This is a genomic window from Motilibacter peucedani (genome assembly GCF_003634695.1).
In the GTDB taxonomy this organism is placed as follows: domain Bacteria; phylum Actinomycetota; class Actinomycetes; order Motilibacterales; family Motilibacteraceae; genus Motilibacter; species Motilibacter peucedani.
Window position 1 is genome coordinate 119,423 of record NZ_RBWV01000015.1, and the last position, 16,802, is coordinate 136,224.

Here is a 16,802-nt window from a genome sequence, read left to right on the forward strand (position 1 = left end):
TGTGTGCCGCGCTGTGCCCGTGGGAGACCGTTCTCCCCGAGCGGGCCCCCGCGCGGCAGACCCCCGAAGAGCCCCGCAGCGAAGACGCCCTGTAGTACGAGACCGCCCTGTAGTACGAGACGAAGGCAGCACTGTGCGCACGTTCACCCCGAAGCCCGGCGACGTCGAGCGTCGCTGGCACGTCATCGACGCCACCGACGTGGTGCTCGGGCGGCTCGCCAGCCACACCGCGACGCTCCTCCGGGGCAAGCACAAGCCGATCTTCGCCCCGCACATCGACACCGGTGACTTCGTCATCATCGTCAACGCGGGCAAGGTGGCGCTGACGGGCAACAAGCGGGAGCAGAAGATGGCCTACCGCCACTCCGGCTTCCCGGGTGGTCTCACGGCCACTCCCTACACCGAGCTGCTCGCCAAGGACCCGCGCCAGGCGGTCGAGCGCGCCGTGCGCGGCATGCTGCCGCACACCTCGCTCGGCCGCCAGCAGCTGAAGAAGCTCAAGGTCTACGCCGGCCCCGAGCACCCCCACACCGGGCAGCAGCCGGTGCCGTTCGAGATCACCCAGGTCGCGCAGTAGCCCTCGGGCACGCGCCGACCGACACACGCAGAGACACAGGAAGAGGCACCGTGGCGGAGACCACCGTCGAGTCCGTACTCGACAGCGACGACGAGGAGTTCGTCGGCGACTACAGCACCGAGAGCGAGGGCGGCGTCGCCGCTGCCCCCCGCCCCGCGGCCACCGGCCCCGGCGCGGCGACCGGTCGTCGCAAGGAGGCGGTCGCCCGCGTCCGCATCATCCCCGGCACCGGCCAGTGGCGCATCAACGGCCGCGCGCTCGAGGACTACTTCCCGAACAAGGTCCACCAGCAGCTGGTGAACGACCCGTTCAAGATCCTCGGCCTCGACGGCTCCTACGACGTGATCGCCCGCCTGCACGGCGGCGGCGTCTCGGGCCAGGCCGGCGCCCTGCGCCTCGGCATCTCCCGCGCCCTCAACGAGGTCGACGAGGAGGCCAACCGGCCCACGCTGAAGAAGGCCGGCTTCCTGACCCGCGACGCGCGCGCCACCGAGCGCAAGAAGTACGGGCTCAAGAAGGCCCGCAAGGCTCCCCAGTACAGCAAGCGCTAGTGGTGGGGGCTCCGCACGGCGGCCGCCTGTTCGGGACCGACGGCGTCCGGGGCCTCGCCAACGGCGAGCTGACGGCCGAGCTCGCGCTCGGCCTGTCGGTCGCCGCCGCCGCCGTCCTGCCTGCGCAGGACGGCGCGGCACCGCATGGAGCAGAGCAGCACAGCTCCCCCGAGCGCACTGCGGGTGCGCGCCCGACCGCCGTGGTCGGGCGCGACCCGCGCGCGTCGGGGGAGTTCCTGTCTGCGGCGGTCGTCGCCGGGCTGGCGAGCGCCGGCGTCGACGTGGTCGACGTGGGCGTGGTGCCGACCCCGGCGGTCGCGCACCTCACGGCCGAGCTGGGCGCGACGTTCGGCGTGATGCTCTCGGCGAGCCACAACCCGATGCCCGACAACGGCATCAAGTTCTTCGCTCGCGGCGGGCAGAAGCTCGCCGACGAGCTCGAGGACGCCATCGCCGCGCGCTACGCCGCGGGCGAGCCGGTCGAGGGCCGCCCGACGGGCGCTGCGGTGGGCCGCGTACGCCTCGCGCCCGAGGGCCTCGAGCGCTACGTCGCGCACGTGGTGTCCGCCGCCCCCCACCGCCTCGACGGCCTTCGGGTCGTCGTCGACGCCGCGCACGGCGCGGCCTCCGTGGCCGCCCCCGAGGTGCTGCGCCGGCTCGGTGCCGACGTCGTCGCGATCGGCGCGCAGCCCGACGGGCTCAACATCAACGACGGCTGCGGCTCCACGCACCTCGAGCCCCTGCGCGCGGCGGTGCTGGCCCACGGGGCCGACGTCGGCATCGCCCACGACGGCGACGCCGACCGCTGCCTCGCGGTCGACGCCGAGGGCCGCGACGTCGACGGCGACCAGATCCTGGCCGTGCTGGCGCTCGCGCTGCGCGACGAGGGGCGCCTGGCGCACGACACGGTCGTCGCGACGGTCATGGCCAACCTGGGCTTCCGGCTCGCGCTGCAGGAGCAGGGCCTCGAGGTCGTGGAGACCAAGGTCGGCGACCGCTACGTCCTCGAGGCGATGCGCGCCGGCGGATTCTCCCTCGGCGGCGAGCAGTCCGGCCACGTCGTGCTCGCCGACTCGGCGACCACCGGCGACGGCGTCCTGACCGCGGTGCACCTGCTCGGGCGGATGGCGGCCACCGGCCGCCCCCTCGCCGAGCTGGCTGCTGTCATGCAGCGGCTGCCGCAGGTGCTCCTCAACGTCTCGGGCGTCGACAAGTCGCGCGTCGAGCTCGACGACCAGGTCAGCGCCGCGGTGAGCGCCGCCGAGCGCGAGCTCGGGTCGACCGGCCGGGTGCTGCTGCGGCCCAGCGGCACCGAGCCCGTGGTTCGCGTGATGGTGGAGGCGCCCAGCGCCGACCAGGCGCAGGGCGTGGCCGACCGGCTCGCCGGCGTCGTACGCAGCGCGCTCGCACTCGTCTAGGGCGCAGCGCGCTCGCGGTGCCCCGGCACGGCCGCAGCACCGGAGCCTCAGGAGCGACGGGTCCTGGCCGATGGGGTGCCCGTGAGACTCGTGCGCCGGCGACCGCCCTCCTGGGCGCTGGTGCTGGGAGCCGGCCTGCTGGCCGCGGCGTTCCTGCGCCTCACGCCGGACGGCGCCGCGCAGGCCGTGCACTACCTCGGCACCGCCGTGCTGCCCCTCGTCGTCGCGGCACGCAGCCTGCACCGCCGGGGCGTACGGTCCGCGGGCTGGTGGCTCGTGCTGGCCGGTGCTGCGCTGGAGTCCGGCGGCGAGGTCGTCTGGGACGTCTACGACCTGGTGCTCGACCGCAGCCCCTTCCCCTCGCCGGGTGACGGGCTCTTCCTGCTCGGCCAGCTCACGATGCTGGCGGGGACCCTGGCCCTCGCGCCGCCGCGCGCCGCGCGCCGCAGCGGGCGGGGGAGCGGCCGGGCCGCGTACGCGTCGCCGCTCGCCGAGGTCCTCGTCGTCGGGCTCACCGCGGGCCTGCTGAGCTGGCGCTACGTCGTCAGCCCGACCCTCGACGGCTCGCAGAGCGCTCTGGCGCAGGTCATCAGCCTGGCCTACCCGACGCTCGACGTGGTGCTGCTCGCCGCTCTGGCGAGGCTGGCCTTCGAGGGCGCCACACGCCACCGCGCGGTGCTGCTGCTCGCCGCGTCGATGGCCGCCTCGCTGGTTGCGGACGTGGCCTTCGCCCTGCAGGACGCGAGCGGCTCCTACGCCGACGGCGGCTGGGTCGACTCCTGCTGGCTGGCGGGCTACGTGCTCGCCGGCGTCGCGGCGCTCCACCCGAGCGCCGGGACGCCGCTGCCGCAGGCGCCCGCCCGCGTCGTGACGCAGCGCCGCCTGGCGCTCGTCATGGGCTGCGGCGCCCTGGGGCCGGTGCTGCTGCTCGTCGAGGGCGCGTCGCGCGGCTCCGTGCGCGCGACCGGCGGCGTGACGGTCGTCGTGCTGCTGCTCGTGCTCTACCGCTCGCTCACCCTGCTCTCGGCCTTCGAGCGCAGCGCCGCGCTGGCTGCCCACCGCTCCTCGCACGACGCGCTCACCGGCCTGGCCAACCGGCGCAGCTTCGTCGAGCTGCTCGGCGCGGAGCTCGCTGCGGGGCGCGACGCCGCGGTCCTGCGGCTCGACCTCGACGGGTTCAAGGCCGTCAACGACGCCGCCGGCCAGCTGGCCGGTGACGAGGTGCTGCGCGAGACGGCTCATCGGGTCGCCGAGCTGCTCGCGCCCGGCGCGGTGCTGGCCAGGCTGGCGGCCGACGAGTTCGGCGTCCTGCTCGCCGAGCCGGAGCCGGGGGCGGTCGAGGCCCTGGCCGACCAGCTGGTCGAGCGCCTGCGCGCCCCCTTCGTCGTCGAGGGCCAGCAGTTCTGGCTGCGCGCCAGCGTCGGCTCCGCGACGCTCGCCTCGGCCGGAGCGGGCACCGACGCGCTCATGGGGGCCGCCGCCCTCGCCCTCCTGACCGCACGGGTACGCGGTGGTGGCCGCGCCGTCGCCCACGCTCCTGCGCTCGACGTCGAGGTGGGGCGCCGCCCGCTCGTCGCCGGCCGCCTGCAGTACGCCATCGAGCACGACGAGCTCGAGGTGCACTACCAGCCGCTGGTCGACCGCGCGGGCGCGGTGGTCGGTGCCGAGGCGCTGGTGCGCTGGCGCCGCGCCGGCCGGCTGGTGCCGCCCGGCGACTTCCTGCCCGCGGCCCGCTCCGCGGGGCTCATGGGCGCGCTCGACACCTGGGTGCTCGACCGGGCGCTCGCCCAGCTCGCCCGCTGGCGGGCGCAGGGCCGCCTCGACGTGCACCTGGCGGTCAACCTGTCGGTCGCCTCGCTCGAGCGGCCGGGCTTGGTCGCGGAGGTCGTGTCGGCGCTGAGGGCGCACGGCGTACCCAGCTCGTCGCTCGTGCTCGAGCTCACCGAGGAGGCGGCCGCCTCCGGGCCGGGCATCCGGCGCCGGCTCGCCGACCTGCGGGCGGCGGGCATCCGCATCGCGCTCGACGACTTCGGCACGGGCTACTCCTCGCTGGCCTACCTCGAGGGCATGCCGGCCGACGTGCTGAAGGTGGCCAAGGAGCTGGTCGACCCCCTCGCTGAGGGCGCCGGCGGCCGGGTGGTGCAGGCGCTGGTCGGCCTGGCGCACTCCTACGGGCTCACGGTGATCGCCGAGGGCGTCGAGCAGGAGGTGCAGCGCGAGCGGCTCACCGAGCTCGAGGTCGACTGGTTCCAGGGGTGGCTGTTCGGCCGCCCGGTGCCCGCCGACGCGCTGACCGCGCTGCTCGGAGCCGCCTCCCGGCGCGGTCCGGACCTGGCGGCCGCCGCGGCCAACTAGCCTGGGGTCCATGTGCGGAATCGTGGGCTACGTCGGCGGCAGGTCAGCTCTGGAGGTCGTGGTGGCCGGTCTGCGCCGGCTGGAGTACCGCGGCTACGACTCCGCGGGCGTGGCGCTGGTCGCCGACGGCAAGCTCGCCACCCGCAAGCGGGCAGGCAAGCTGGCCAACCTCGAGGCGGCGCTGGAGGAGGCGCCCATGCCGCCGAGCACCACCGGGATCGGGCACACGCGCTGGGCCACCCACGGTGCCCCCAACGACCGCAACGCCCACCCGCACCTCGACGACACGGGCAGCGTGGCGGTCATCCACAACGGCATCATCGAGAACTTCGCCGCCCTGCGCGCCGAGCTCGAGGCCCGTGGCCACGAGCTGGTCTCCGAGACCGACACCGAGGTCGTCGCCCACCTGCTCGCCGACGAGTTCGAGCCCGCCGGCTCCGACCTCGCCGAGGCCCTGCGCCGGGTGTGCGGGCGGCTCCAGGGCGCCTTCACCCTCGTGGTCTCGCACGCCAGCGTCCCAGACGTCGTCGTGGCGGCCCGGCGCAACAGCCCGCTGGTCGTGGGCCGCGGGGAGGGCGAGAACTTCCTCGCCTCCGACGTCGCCGCCTTCATCGCCCACACCCGCAACGCCGTCGAGGTCAGCGACGGCCAGGTCGTCGAGCTGCGCCCCGACTCGATCACGATCACCGACTTCGACGGCGTCGAGGCCACGCCGCACGAGTACCACGTCGACTGGGACGCCGCCGCGGCCGAGAAGGGCGGCTACCCCTACTTCATGCTCAAGGAGATCGCCGAGCAGCCCAAGGCCGTGGCCGACACGCTGCTGGGCCGGCTGCAGGGCGGCTCGCTCTCGCTCGACGAGGTGCGCATCTCCGACGACGACCTGCGCCAGGTCGACAAGGTCATCGTCATCGCCTGCGGCACGAGCTACCACGCCGGGCTGATCGCGAAGTACGCCATCGAGCACTGGACCCGCGTGCCGGTCGAGGTCGAGGTGGCGAGCGAGTTCCGCTACCGCGACCCGATCGTCGACCGCGACACGCTCGTGGTCGCGATCTCGCAGTCGGGCGAGAGCATGGACACGCTGATGGCGGTCCGCCACGCCCGCAAGCAGAAGGCCCGGGTCGTCGCGATCACCAACAGCAACGGCTCGACGATCGCGCGCGAGTCCGACGCGGTGCTCTACACCCATGCCGGCCCCGAGGTCGGGGTCGCCGCGACCAAGACGTTCATCACCCAGGTCGTGGCGTGCTACCTGCTGGGGCTGTTCCTGGCGCGCACCCGGGGGACGATGTACGACGACGAGGTCCGCTCGGTCGTGCGCGAGCTCTCCGACATGCCCGAGCACATCGACACGGTGCTCGACACCGTCGAGCCCGTGCGCGAGCTCGCCCGCTCGCTGGCCGGGGCGCGGGCCGTGCTCTTCCTCGGCCGTCACGTCGGCTACCCGGTGGCGCTGGAGGGCGCGCTCAAGCTCAAGGAGCTCGCCTACATGCACGCCGAGGCCTTCGCCGCCGGCGAGCTCAAGCACGGCCCGATCGCGCTGATCGAGGACGGCCTGCCGGTGGTCGTGGTGGTGCCCAGCCCGCGCGGCCGCTCGGTGCTCCACGACAAGATCGTGTCCAACATCCAGGAGGTCCGGGCCCGCGGCGCGCGCACCATCGTCATCGCCGAGGAGGGCGACGAGGCCGTCGTGCCCTACGCCGACACGGTGATCCGCGTGCCCCAGACCTCGACCCTGCTGGCCCCGCTGGTGTCGACGATCCCGCTGCAGGTCTTCGCGTGCGAGCTGGCGCTGGCCAAGGGCCTCGACGTCGACCAGCCGCGCAACCTGGCCAAGTCGGTCACGGTCGAGTGATCCTCGGGCTCGGCATCGACGTCGTCGACGTCGCGCGGTTCATGGCCGTCCTCACGCGCACCCCTCGGCTGCGCGAGCGCGTCTTCACCCCGGCCGAGGGCCGGCTGCCGGCCTCCAGCCTGGCCGCGCGCTTCGCGGCGAAGGAGGCCCTGGCCAAGTCGCTGGGCGCGCCGGCCGGCCTGCGCTGGCTCGACGCCGAGGTCGTCAGCGACGCGGCCGGCCGCCCCTCGCTCGTGGTGACCGGCACCGTGGCCGCCTACGCCGCCCGGGTCGGCGTCACCAGCTGGCACGTGTCGCTGAGCCACGACGCGGGCATCGCCTCCGCCGTGGTGGTCGCCGAAGGAGAGCGCTCGTGAGGTACGCCTACGCGGTCGACGACGTACGCAGCGCCGAGGCCGCGCTCGCCGCGACCCTGCCGCCCGGGACCCTGATGGAGCGCGCCAGCGCCGGCATGGCCGCGGCCTGCCTGCGCCTGCTGCGCGACGCGCGCGGCGGTGCCTACGGCGCCCGCGCGGTCCTGCTCGTCGGCTCCGGCGACAACGGCGGCGACGCCCTGTTCGTCGGTGCGCGGCTGGCGCGCCGCGGCGTACGCGTCGCTGCCCTGCTGCTCTCCGAGCGGGTCCACGAGGCCGGCCTCGCCGCCCTGCTCGGCGCCGGGGGCCGCGTCACCGGGTCGCTGGACGAGCTCGACGCCGCCGACCTGGTGCTCGACGGCATCGTGGGCATCGGCGGGCGGGGCGGGCTGCGGCCCGAGGCGGCCCGGGTGGTGCGCCGGGCCGAGGCCGGCGGGGCGCTGCTGGTCGCGGTCGACGTGCCGAGCGGGGTGGACGCCGACACCGGCGAGGTCGCGGGCGACGCGGTGCACGCCGACCTCACCCTCTGCGCCGGCGTGCTGAAGCCCGGGCTGCTGGTCGACCCGGCGGCCGGCTGCGCCGGCCTCGTCGAGGTCGTCGGCATCGGGCTCGAGCCGCTGCTGGGTGCGCCGGCCCTCGAGGTCCTCGACGCCGCCGACGTGGGGGAGCTGCTGCCCGAGCCGGGTCGCGAGTCCGACAAGTACCGTCGCGGCGTCGTGGGCGTCTCCGCGGGCAGCGACGCCTACCCGGGCGCGGCGGTGCTGTGCGCCGGCGGCGCCGTGCGCGGCGGCGCGGGCATGGTGCGCTACCTCGGCCCCGAGCACGCCGGGCAGGCGGTGCTCGCGCGCTGGCCGGAGGTGGTCGTGGGGGACGGGCGCGTCCAGGCCCGGGTCGTCGGCCCGGGCATCGGCGAGCCCGACGACGGCGTGCGCGAGCTCGTGTCCCGGCCGGAGCCGCTGGTGCTCGACGCGGCCTCGACCCGACTGCACGCGCTGGTCGGTGGCTCGGCGCTGCTGACTCCGCACGCTGGCGAGCTGACCGCGCTGCTGCAGGCCGACGGCGTCGAGGTTCGCCGCGAGGACGTCGAGGCCCGCCGGCTGCACTGGGCGCGGCAGGCGGCGGCCCGCACCGGCTCGACCGTGCTGCTCAAGGGATCGACGACCCTGGTGGTCTCTCCCGACGGGCGGGCCCGCGCCAACCCGACCGGCACCTCGTGGCTGGCGACCGCCGGCTCTGGCGACGTGCTGGCGGGCCTGGCGGGAGCGTTCCTGGCGCGCGGGCTCGACCCCTTCGACGCCGGCGCCTGCGCCGCCTGGGTCCACGGGCTGGCCGGGAGGCTCTCCAGCGGGGGCGCGCCCACCGACGCGGGCCGCCTGCTCGACGCGGTGCCCGAGGCGCTGCGGCGGGTCGCCGCCGGTCAGCGGAGCTAGCCCTGGAGGAGCCCGGGCTCCACCTGGTCGAGGCACATGATGTTGCCCTCGCTGTCCTTGAACCAGGCGGCGCGTCCCATGCCCGGCATGGTGGCGATGCCGCCCGACCAGGAGACGCCCGGCATGTCGTACTGCTCGAAGGCGACGCCGCGCGAGCTGAGAGCGGCCACCTCGGCCTCGATGTCGTCGACGTGCCACTGCGCGATCGTGTGGCCGGCCAGGCCGGCGAACTCGGTCTCGTAGAGCAGGAAGGACGTGCCGCCGGAGGTCGTGTAGACGAGGCTCGGCCCGACCTCCTGCGCCGGCTCCAGACCGAGGACCTCGGAGTAGAACCTGCGGGCCCTGGCGAGGTCCGCAGCGGGGACGTTGGCGTGGACTCGGCTCTCGCTCAGCATCGGGGACCTCCTGGGGGAGGGGCACGGGGCGGTGCCCCGTCCCTGACGCTAGCCCGAGTGGCGGCGCCGTCAAGAGCTCCGCTGCGCCACCCGGCTGACGACCGCGCAGGTCGGGACACCCGGCGCCGATAGGAGCCCACCGACAGTGAGGGGCACCTGCGATGAGCGAGACCGGCGAGGGCGCCGCCTTCGTGGCCGTCGTCGTGAACGAGGTGACCGACTACCAGCGCCAGCTCGTCTCCGGCCTGCAGCAGGGCCTCGCCGGCGCCGGCGTGCCCGTCCTCGTCGCTGTCAGCCACCCCCGCAACGGCCACGACGGCGAGCTGCTCGAGCGGCTCATCGGCTCCGGGCGCGTGTGCGGAGTCGTGCTCACCGCCCTCGAGGACGAGGGCACCGAGGAGTCGCTGTGCCGGTCGGCTGCCCAGCACGGCGTGGCCGTCGTCACCGTGTCGCGGCGGATCGCCGGCGTGCCCAACGTCGAGTGCGACAACTCCGCGGGGATGGGCGAGCTGATGGCCCACCTGCTCGACGAGCAGGGCGTGCGCAGGCCGGTGTTCCTGCAGGGCAACGTCGACAACCCCGACGCCCAGCAGCGCGAGGCCGTCTTCCGCCGCGAGATGGCCGCCCGCGGCCTGCCGGTGCGCGAGGAGCTGGTGCTGCTCGGCGACTTCCACCGCGAGCCGGCCCACCGCGCGACGGCCCGCCTGCTCGACTCGCCGGCCTGGGCCGCGGCAGCCCCGGACGCGGTCGTGGCCTCCAACGACGACATGGCCTACGGCGCGCTCGACGCGCTGCGGCTGCACGGCCTGCGCGTGCCCGACGACGTGCTCGTCAGCGGGTTCGACGACGTCCCCGCCTCGTCGCCCTCGGGGCACGACCTCACCAGCGTCGACCAGGACCTCGCCGCCCAGGGCCGGGCGGTGGCCACCTCGCTGCTCGAGCAGCTGGGCGGCGGTGCGGCGCCGGCGCAGCGCCGCGTACCCAGTCGGCTCGTCGTCCGCGGCTCGACCGGCGGAGCGCGCTCGCACGCGGCCGCCGCAGGAGGTGGCGTCGCCGCCGCCGTGGCGGCGCTCGACCACATCCTCGAGATGAGCCGGTCCTTCTCCGCCGCGGCCGACATCGAGGACGTCGTCGCAGAGCTCGCCGCCCACCTGCCGCGGCTGCGCCTGCGCAGCTGCTTCCTCGTGCTGGCGCAGGACGAGGTGGCCGGGGGGCCGGCTCACCACGACGTACGCGTCGCGCTCGCCTGGCTCGACGGCGCGCTGGAGCCGATCGACGGGGTGCCGGCCTTCGACCAGGCCCAGCTGCTGCCGCCCGGGCTGCTGGGACGGCTCGGCGACCGGGTGCTCGTGCAGGCGCTGTTCTCGGGCAGCCGTCAGCACGGCTACCTGGTCTACGAGCACGACGACGCGGCGGAGCGCTCGCGCATCTCCGACGTGCTGCAGATCGACCTCAGCCGCGCGCTCGACGGCCTCCACCGCGAGCGGGTGCTGCAGGAGCAGGCAAGCGAGCTCGAGCGGCTGGTGGCGCTGCGCACCGCGCAGCTCGAGCTCGAGGTTGCCACGCGCCGGGCGGCGGAGGAGGGGCTGCGCCGGGCCAACGCCGAGCTCGAGCGCGCGACGCTGCGCGACGAGCTCACCGGCATCGCCAACCGCCGAGCCTTCAACGAGGCGCTGCGCCGGCAGTGGGAGCACGCCACCCGGGCGGGCGAGCCGGTCGCGCTGGTGCTGTGCGACGTCGACTCGTTCAAGCAGTACAACGACCGCTACGGCCACCAGGCCGGCGACGAGTGCCTGCGCCGGATCGCCGCCGCCCTCGAGGGCGCCGCGTCGCGCGCCGACGACCTGGCCAGCCGCTACGGCGGCGAGGAGTTCGCGGTGCTCCTGCCCTCGAGCGGGCCGACGGGCGTCGCCGAGGTCGCCGAGCGGCTGCTGGCCCGCGTACGCGCGCTGGCCGTCCCGCACGCCGACTCCCCGAGCGGGGTGGTGACCGTGAGCGCCGGCTGGGCGCTCGCCCACCCGCGCCCCGGCGACCCGGCCGACGCCCTGGTGCGCGCGGCCGACACCGCGCTCTACGCCGCCAAGCTCGCCGGCCGCGACCGGGCCGAGCGTGCTGCTGTCGAGGACCCTGCGTACAGTTAGTTAGCATCAAGCAACGAACTGACCGGGAGCGCGCATGACGGCCCTGACCCACCGCACCGCGGCCGAGCCGACCAGCCCAGGACCGTCGGACGGACGCCTCGCCTACAAGTGGGTGGCGCTCAGCAACACGACGCTGGGCATCCTGATGGCCACGGTCAACTCCTCGATCGTGCTCATCTCCCTGCCGGCGGTCTTCCGCGGCATCGGCCTCGACCCGCTCGCTGCCGGCAACGTGAGCTACCTGCTGTGGCTGCTCATGGGCTACATGCTCGTGACGGCCGTGCTGGTCGTGACGCTGGGCCGGCTGGGCGACATCTACGGCCGGGTGCGCATCTACAACGCCGGCTTCGCCGTCTTCGCGCTGTCGTCGGCCGCGCTGGCCCTCGTGCCGTTCTCCGGCGGCGGGGGAGCGCTCTGGCTCATCGGATTCCGCGTCGTGCAGGGCATCGGCGGCTCGATGCTCATGGCCAACTCGACCGCCATCCTCACCGACGCCTTCCCCGCCCACGAGCGCGGCATGGCGCTCGGCATCAACCAGGTCGCCGGCATCGCGGGCTCGTTCATCGGCCTGGTCGTCGGCGGCGTGCTCTCCGAGTGGGACTGGCGGGCCATCTTCTGGGTCAGCGTGCCGCTCGGCGTGCTGGGCACCGTCTGGGCCTACCGCAGCCTGCGCGAGACCTCGACCCGCGGCTCCGGGCGCATCGACTGGTGGGGCAACCTGACCTTCGGCGTCGGGCTGACCGCGCTGCTGGCCGGGATCACCTACGGCATCCAGCCCTACGGCGGGCACACCGAGGGCTGGACCAACCCCTGGGTGCTGCTCGGCATCGTGGGCGGCCTGGCGCTGCTCGTGGTGTTCGTGGCCGTCGAGCGGCGGGTCGACGACCCGATGTTCCACCTCGAGCTCTTCCGCACCAAGCCCTTCTGGACCGGCGCCACCGGCGTGCTCACCGGCGCGATCGCCCGCGGCGGCCTGCAGTTCATGCTCATCATCTGGCTGCAGGGCATCTGGCTCCCGCTGCACGGCTACGACTACGAGAGCACCCCGCTGTGGGCGGGCATCTACCTGCTGCCGCTGACGCTGGGCTTCCTCGTGGCGGGGCCCGTCTCCGGCTACCTGTCGGACCGGCACGGCGCCCTGCCCTTCACCGTCGGCGGGATGTCGCTGATGGCGCTGAGCTTCCTCGGGCTGCTCGCGCTGCCGACGGACTTCAGCTACTGGGCCTTCGCCACGCTGATCCTGCTCAACGGCGTCGGCGCCGGGCTCTACACCGCGCCCAACATGAGCGCGATCATGGGCTCCGTGCCGGCCCGCCAGCGCGGTGCGTCCGCCGGCATGGTGTCGACCTTCCAGAACTCCGGCATGGTGCTCTCGATGGGCGTGTTCTTCTCGCTGCTGATCGCCGGGCTCGCCGGCTCGCTGCCTCACGCACTGCGTACGGGCCTGGTCGGCCAGGGCGTGTCCAGCAGCGCCGCCGACTCGGTCGCCGGGCTGCCGCCCGTCGGCACCGTCTTCGCCTCCTTCCTCGGCTACAACCCGATCGGCGCGCTGCTCACGCCCACCGGCGAGCTCGACCGGCTCCCGGCCGCCAACCGCGACACGCTGACCGGCACGAGCTTCTTCCCGCACCTGATCTCGGGCCCCTTCCACGACGGGCTGGTCGTGGTGTTCGTGCTGGCCGCCGTGATGGCGGCGGTCGCCGCGGTGCTGGCGTGGGTACGCGGTGACACCCGCGCGCACGTGCACGAGGAGAACCGGCCGGCGTGACCGAGGTGCCGATGGCGGCCCGGCTGCGGCTGGTGGTCGGCCGCCTCAACCGCCGCATGCGCGCCGAGGGCGGTGCGGGGCTCTCGCACCTCCCGCTCTCGGCCCTGGTGAGCATCGAGCGGTCCGGCCCGATCCGCCTGGGTGAGCTCGCGGCCAAGGAGGGCGTCTCGGCCCCGACCATGAGCCGTGCGCTGCTCGCGCTCGACGAGCGCGGGGCCGTGGAGCGGACGACCGACCCGACCGACGCGCGCTCGGTGCTGCTCACGATCAGCCCGGCCGGGCGCGAGCTGCTCGCCACGGTCCGCGAGCACTACACCTCCTCGCTCGCCCGGCTGCTCTCGCGGCTCGACGGCGACCAGCTGGCCGCCGTCGAGGCGGCCCTGCCCGCGCTGGAGGCGCTCATCGGCGAGGACCCGCCCGCCGGCTGAGCCGCTCTGGCACGCTGCCGGGGTGACTCGCTGGCTCCCTGAGGACTTCGTGCACCCCCTGCGCGTCGAGCTGCCCACCGGGCACCACCTGCGCCCGATCCGCGCTGCCGACGTCGACATCGACCTCCCGGCGGTCCTGGGCTCGCGCGAGCGGCTGTGGAGCATCTACGGCGCCGCGTGGGGCTGGCCGCCGGTCGGCATGACGCGCCAGCAGGACCTCGACGACCTCGCTCACCACGAGGCCGAGATCGCCGCGCACGAGTCGTTCAACTACGCGCTGCTCGACGAGGGCGAGACCGAGCTGCTGGGCTGCGTCTACGTCGACCCGTCGCGCGCCCCGGACGTCGACGCCGAGGTCTCGTGGTGGGTCGTCGACCGGCTGGTCGGCACCGAGGTCGAGCGCGCGCTCGACGAGCTGGTGCCCCGGTGGATCGCCGGGGGCTGGCCGTTCGCCGCGCCGCGGCTGCTCCGCGACGACCTCGGCCCGCTGACGTGAGCGCGGGGACGCACCGCGTACCCGGCTCCCGCTCCGCCAGGCCCTAGGCTTCGCAGCGTCGCCTGTCCGCCCGCCAGCTGTCCGCCGCGCAGCTCGCGCGACCGTCTGTGAGCCCGTGCCGAACCGACTCGCCGCCTCGCCCGCCGTGCGCCACCGCGTGCGCACGGTCCTCGAGCTCCCCCTGCTCGTGGTCGCCGCGCTGCTGATCTCGCTGGTGGTGCGCACCTTCGTCGTCGAGGCCTTCGTCATCCCGAGCGGCTCGATGGAGGACACGCTGCGGGTGGGTGACCGCATCGCGGTCGAGAAGATCAGCTACCGCGCCCACGACGTGCACCGCGGCGACGTCGTGGTGTTCAAGGGGCCGGCCGGCTGGCCCTCGGAGTCCGAGCTCGACGGCGGGGGCAACGGCCTGCGCCGCGCCCTGCGCACCGTCGGCACCTGGATCGGGCTGCCCAAGGCGGGCGACGACGACTTCGTCAAGCGCGTCATCGGCGTGCCCGGCGACCACGTGGCCTCCAAGGGCGCCGGCGAGCCGGTGACCGTCAACGGCGTCGCGCTGCACGAGAGCGGCTACCTCTACGCGGGCAACGACCCCTCCGGCACCGCCTTCGACGTCACCGTGCCGAAGGGCAAGCTCTGGGTGATGGGCGACCACCGCGACGACTCCGCCGACTCCCGGGCCCACCAGGACGCCCCCGACAAGGGCTTCGTGCCCGAGGACGACGTCGTGGGCAAGGCCGTCGCCGTGATCTGGCCGCTCTCCCACCACCGCACGCTCGGCACCCCGCCGACCTTCCGCCAGGTGCACCCGTGACGGGCCCGCTGCGGCAGGCCCGCATCGAGCTCGGGGCGGTCCGCTCCAACGTCGCCGCCCTGTCCGAGCGCGCGGGCGACGCGCAGGTGATGGCCGTCGTCAAGGCGGACGCCTACGGACACGGTCTGGTCCCGTGCGCGCGGGCCGCGCGCGCGGGCGGGGCCGACTGGCTCGGCGTCGCGCTGCTCGAGGAGGCGATGGCGCTGCGCGCCGGGGGCGACACCGGCCGGGTGCTGGCCTGGCTCTTCGGCCCGGGCGAGCCCCGGCTCGAGCAGGCCGTCGCCACCGACGTCGACCTCAACGCCTCCGCGCCCTGGGCCGTCGCCGAGATCGCCGCAGCCGCCCGCGCCGCCGGACGTCCCGCCCGGGTCCACCTCAAGGCCGACACCGGCCTCTCGCGCGCCGGCGCGACCGCCGACGACTGGCCCGGCCTGCTCGACGCGGCGATGCGCGCCCAGGCCGAGGGCGTCGTGCAGGTCGTCGGCGTCTGGACGCACCTCGCGTGGGCCGACGTCCCCGACCACCCGACCGTCGGCCTGCAGCTCGAGCGCTTCGCCGCCGCGGTCGCGGCCGCCGAGCGGGCCGGGGCCCGGCTCGAGGTGCGCCACGCGGCGAACAGCGCTGCCACCCTCACCCGGCCCGACGCCCGCTTCGACCTCGTGCGCCCGGGCATCGCGGTCTACGGCATCTCGCCGGTGCCCGACCTCGGCGGGCCGGCCGACTACGGCCTGCGCCCCGCCATGACGCTGAGCGCGCGGCTCGCGCTGGTCAAGCGCATCCCCGCGGGCAGCGGCGTCTCCTACGGGCACGAGTACGTCACGGAGCGCGAGACGACGGTCGGGCTGGTGCCGCTCGGCTACGCCGACGGCATCCCGCGCTCCGCGAGCGGCCGCGGGCCGCTGCTGGCTGCGGGCGCGCTGCGCACGGTCGCGGGCCGGGTGTGCATGGACCAGGTCGTCGTCGACCTCGGCGACGACCCGGCGCAGGCCGGCGACGAGGTCGTGCTCTTCGGCCCCGGCGACTCCGGCGAGCCGAGCGCCGAGGACTGGGCACGGGCGGCCGGGACCATCGCCTACGAGATCGTCACCCGGCTCGGCCCGCGGGTCGAGCGCACGTGGGTCGAGGAGGGCGACCGGTGAGCCTGCCGCTGCTCGAGGCCCCCCGCCAGCGCACCTGGGACGAGCTGTCGGAGGCGGCGCGCGGCTGCACCGCCTGCGCCGAGCTGGCGGAGACCCGCACCCAGGTCGTGCCGGGCGAGGCGCCGCCCGGTGCCGAGCTGCTGCTGGTCGGCGAGGCGCCGGGGGCGCAGGAGGACGAGTCGGGCCGCCCGTTCGTCGGCAAGGCCGGCCAGCTGCTCACGGCGCTGCTCGGCGAGGCCGGCATCGCCCGCGAGTCCGTCGCGGTCGCGAACGTGCTCAAGTGCCGGCCGCCGAAGAACCGCAAGCCCCGCCGCGCCGAGGTCGGCAACTGCCGGCCGTGGCTGGCGCGCCAGATTGAGCTGGTCGACCCCCTGCTCGTCGTCACCCTCGGCGGCACCGCGGCCGAGTGGGTCGTCGGCCCGGGCGCCCGCATCGCGTCGCTGCGCCAGGCCGACGTCGAGTACGCCGGTCGCCGGGTCCTCTGCACCTACCACCCGTCGGCCGCCGTCCGCTTCGGACCGGCCGGGGAGCCGATGGCCGCGCTGCGCGCGGACCTGGCACGCGCGGCCGCGTGCCTCGACGAGCTGAGGAGGCCGGCATGACCCGGGTCGTCGAGTCGGGCGAGGCGATGCAGGCGGCGGGCCGCGAGCTGGCCGGGCTGCTGCGCGCCGGCGACCTCGTCGTGCTGCGCGGCGGCCTCGGCGCCGGCAAGACCACGCTGACGCAGGGCATCGGCGCCGGGCTGGGCGTGCGCGGCGCGATCACCTCCCCGACCTTCGTCATCGCGCGGGTGCACCCCTCCCTCACCGGCGGACCGGCGCTCGTGCACGTCGACGCCTACCGGCTGCGCTCGCTCGACGAGGTCGACGACCTCGACCTCGACGCCTCGCTCGCCGACTCGGTCACGGTGGTCGAGTGGGGGACCGGGCTGGTCGAGGGGCTCGCCGAGGACCGGCTCGAGGTGGAGGTCGAGCGCTCGGTCGGCCTCGAGGGCGCCGGCGAGGCACGTACGCTGCGGCTGGCCGGCGTCGGCCCGCGCTGGGCGGGCGTCGCGCTGCCCTGAGGGGAGTTCCAGGTCT

General features: G+C 75.3%; 16 protein-coding genes. 15 read left to right on the plus strand and 1 reads right to left on the minus strand.

What is annotated here, in order from left to right; genetic code table 11:
* The first annotated feature begins 133 nt into the window (after positions 1-133).
* The 7 genes from rplM to CLV35_RS17150 all read left to right on the plus strand — a co-directional run bounded on the left by rplM (position 134) and on the right by CLV35_RS17150 (position 8,542).
* Positions 134-577, plus strand: a complete 444-nt coding sequence (gene rplM, locus CLV35_RS17120) for a 50S ribosomal protein L13 (RefSeq protein WP_121194719.1) — start codon at positions 134-136, stop codon at positions 575-577.
* A 50-nt stretch (positions 578-627) separates the two neighbouring features.
* Positions 628-1,128: a 30S ribosomal protein S9 gene (rpsI, locus tag CLV35_RS17125; protein WP_121194720.1), complete on the plus strand. Its 501-nt coding sequence runs from the start codon at positions 628-630 to the stop codon at positions 1,126-1,128.
* A gap of 2 nt (positions 1,129-1,130) precedes the next feature.
* Complete coding sequence (gene glmM / locus CLV35_RS17130; protein WP_121194828.1) at positions 1,131-2,546, plus strand: phosphoglucosamine mutase; 1,416 nt, start codon at positions 1,131-1,133, stop codon at positions 2,544-2,546.
* 81 nt (positions 2,547-2,627) lie between these two features.
* Positions 2,628-4,901 (plus strand): putative bifunctional diguanylate cyclase/phosphodiesterase, encoded by a 2,274-nt coding sequence (locus CLV35_RS17135; protein WP_121194721.1) that lies wholly within the window; start codon positions 2,628-2,630, stop codon positions 4,899-4,901.
* Between the two features lie 10 nt (positions 4,902-4,911).
* Positions 4,912-6,759: a glutamine--fructose-6-phosphate transaminase (isomerizing) gene (gene glmS, locus CLV35_RS17140; protein WP_121194722.1), complete on the plus strand. Its 1,848-nt coding sequence runs from the start codon at positions 4,912-4,914 to the stop codon at positions 6,757-6,759.
* Complete coding sequence (locus CLV35_RS17145; protein ID WP_121194723.1) at positions 6,756-7,115, plus strand: holo-ACP synthase; 360 nt, start codon at positions 6,756-6,758, stop codon at positions 7,113-7,115. The genes glmS and CLV35_RS17145 overlap by 4 nt, the downstream gene beginning before the upstream one ends.
* Positions 7,112-8,542, plus strand: a complete 1,431-nt coding sequence (locus CLV35_RS17150; protein WP_121194724.1) for an NAD(P)H-hydrate dehydratase — start codon at positions 7,112-7,114, stop codon at positions 8,540-8,542. Before CLV35_RS17145 ends, CLV35_RS17150 begins: the two co-directional genes overlap by 4 nt.
* Here CLV35_RS17150 and CLV35_RS17155 read toward each other — a convergent pair.
* Positions 8,539-8,937, minus strand: coding sequence for a VOC family protein (locus CLV35_RS17155; RefSeq protein ID WP_121194725.1), 399 nt, complete (start codon positions 8,935-8,937; stop codon positions 8,539-8,541). The genes CLV35_RS17150 and CLV35_RS17155 overlap by 4 nt on opposite strands.
* A gap of 161 nt (positions 8,938-9,098) precedes the next feature.
* Between CLV35_RS17155 and CLV35_RS17160 the strand changes: the two genes are divergently transcribed.
* From CLV35_RS17160 to tsaE, 8 genes are all read left to right on the plus strand, one after another.
* Entirely contained in the window at positions 9,099-11,078 is a 1,980-nt protein-coding gene (locus CLV35_RS17160; RefSeq protein WP_121194726.1) for a diguanylate cyclase domain-containing protein, read from the plus strand.
* Between the two features lie 34 nt (positions 11,079-11,112).
* On the plus strand, positions 11,113-12,846 hold the full coding sequence (locus tag CLV35_RS17165; RefSeq protein ID WP_121194727.1) for an MFS transporter: 1,734 nt from the start codon (positions 11,113-11,115) through the stop codon (positions 12,844-12,846).
* The gene (locus CLV35_RS17170; protein WP_231121977.1) at positions 12,843-13,274 is read left to right on the plus strand and encodes a MarR family winged helix-turn-helix transcriptional regulator; all 432 of its coding nucleotides are present in this window, start codon (positions 12,843-12,845) and stop codon (positions 13,272-13,274) included. Before CLV35_RS17165 ends, CLV35_RS17170 begins: the two co-directional genes overlap by 4 nt.
* A gap of 22 nt (positions 13,275-13,296) precedes the next feature.
* A complete protein-coding gene (locus CLV35_RS17175) occupies positions 13,297-13,770 on the plus strand; it encodes a GNAT family N-acetyltransferase (protein ID WP_121194728.1) in 474 nt (157 codons plus the stop codon).
* A 115-nt stretch (positions 13,771-13,885) separates the two neighbouring features.
* Positions 13,886-14,584: a signal peptidase I gene (lepB, locus tag CLV35_RS17180; protein WP_121194729.1), complete on the plus strand. Its 699-nt coding sequence runs from the start codon at positions 13,886-13,888 to the stop codon at positions 14,582-14,584.
* A complete protein-coding gene (gene alr / locus CLV35_RS17185) occupies positions 14,581-15,723 on the plus strand; it encodes an alanine racemase (RefSeq protein WP_121194730.1) in 1,143 nt (380 codons plus the stop codon). Before lepB ends, alr begins: the two co-directional genes overlap by 4 nt.
* Positions 15,720-16,325: a uracil-DNA glycosylase gene (locus CLV35_RS17190; protein ID WP_231121978.1), complete on the plus strand. Its 606-nt coding sequence runs from the start codon at positions 15,720-15,722 to the stop codon at positions 16,323-16,325. The genes alr and CLV35_RS17190 overlap by 4 nt, the downstream gene beginning before the upstream one ends.
* A complete protein-coding gene (tsaE, locus tag CLV35_RS17195) occupies positions 16,322-16,786 on the plus strand; it encodes a tRNA (adenosine(37)-N6)-threonylcarbamoyltransferase complex ATPase subunit type 1 TsaE (protein WP_121194731.1) in 465 nt (154 codons plus the stop codon). Before CLV35_RS17190 ends, tsaE begins: the two co-directional genes overlap by 4 nt.
* The last annotated feature ends 16 nt before the right edge of the window (positions 16,787-16,802 follow it).

Coding starts and splice junctions, on each gene's coding strand:
- CLV35_RS17155 (WP_121194725.1), bottom strand. CDS start 8,937: ATGCTGAGCGAGAGCCGAGTCCACGCCAACGTCCCCGCTGCGGACCTC.
- CLV35_RS17165 (WP_121194727.1), top strand. CDS start 11,113: ATGACGGCCCTGACCCACCGCACCGCGGCCGAGCCGACCAGCCCAGGA.
- glmS (WP_121194722.1), top strand. CDS start 4,912: ATGTGCGGAATCGTGGGCTACGTCGGCGGCAGGTCAGCTCTGGAGGTC.
- CLV35_RS17160 (WP_121194726.1), top strand. CDS start 9,099: ATGAGCGAGACCGGCGAGGGCGCCGCCTTCGTGGCCGTCGTCGTGAAC.
- tsaE (WP_121194731.1), top strand. CDS start 16,322: ATGACCCGGGTCGTCGAGTCGGGCGAGGCGATGCAGGCGGCGGGCCGC.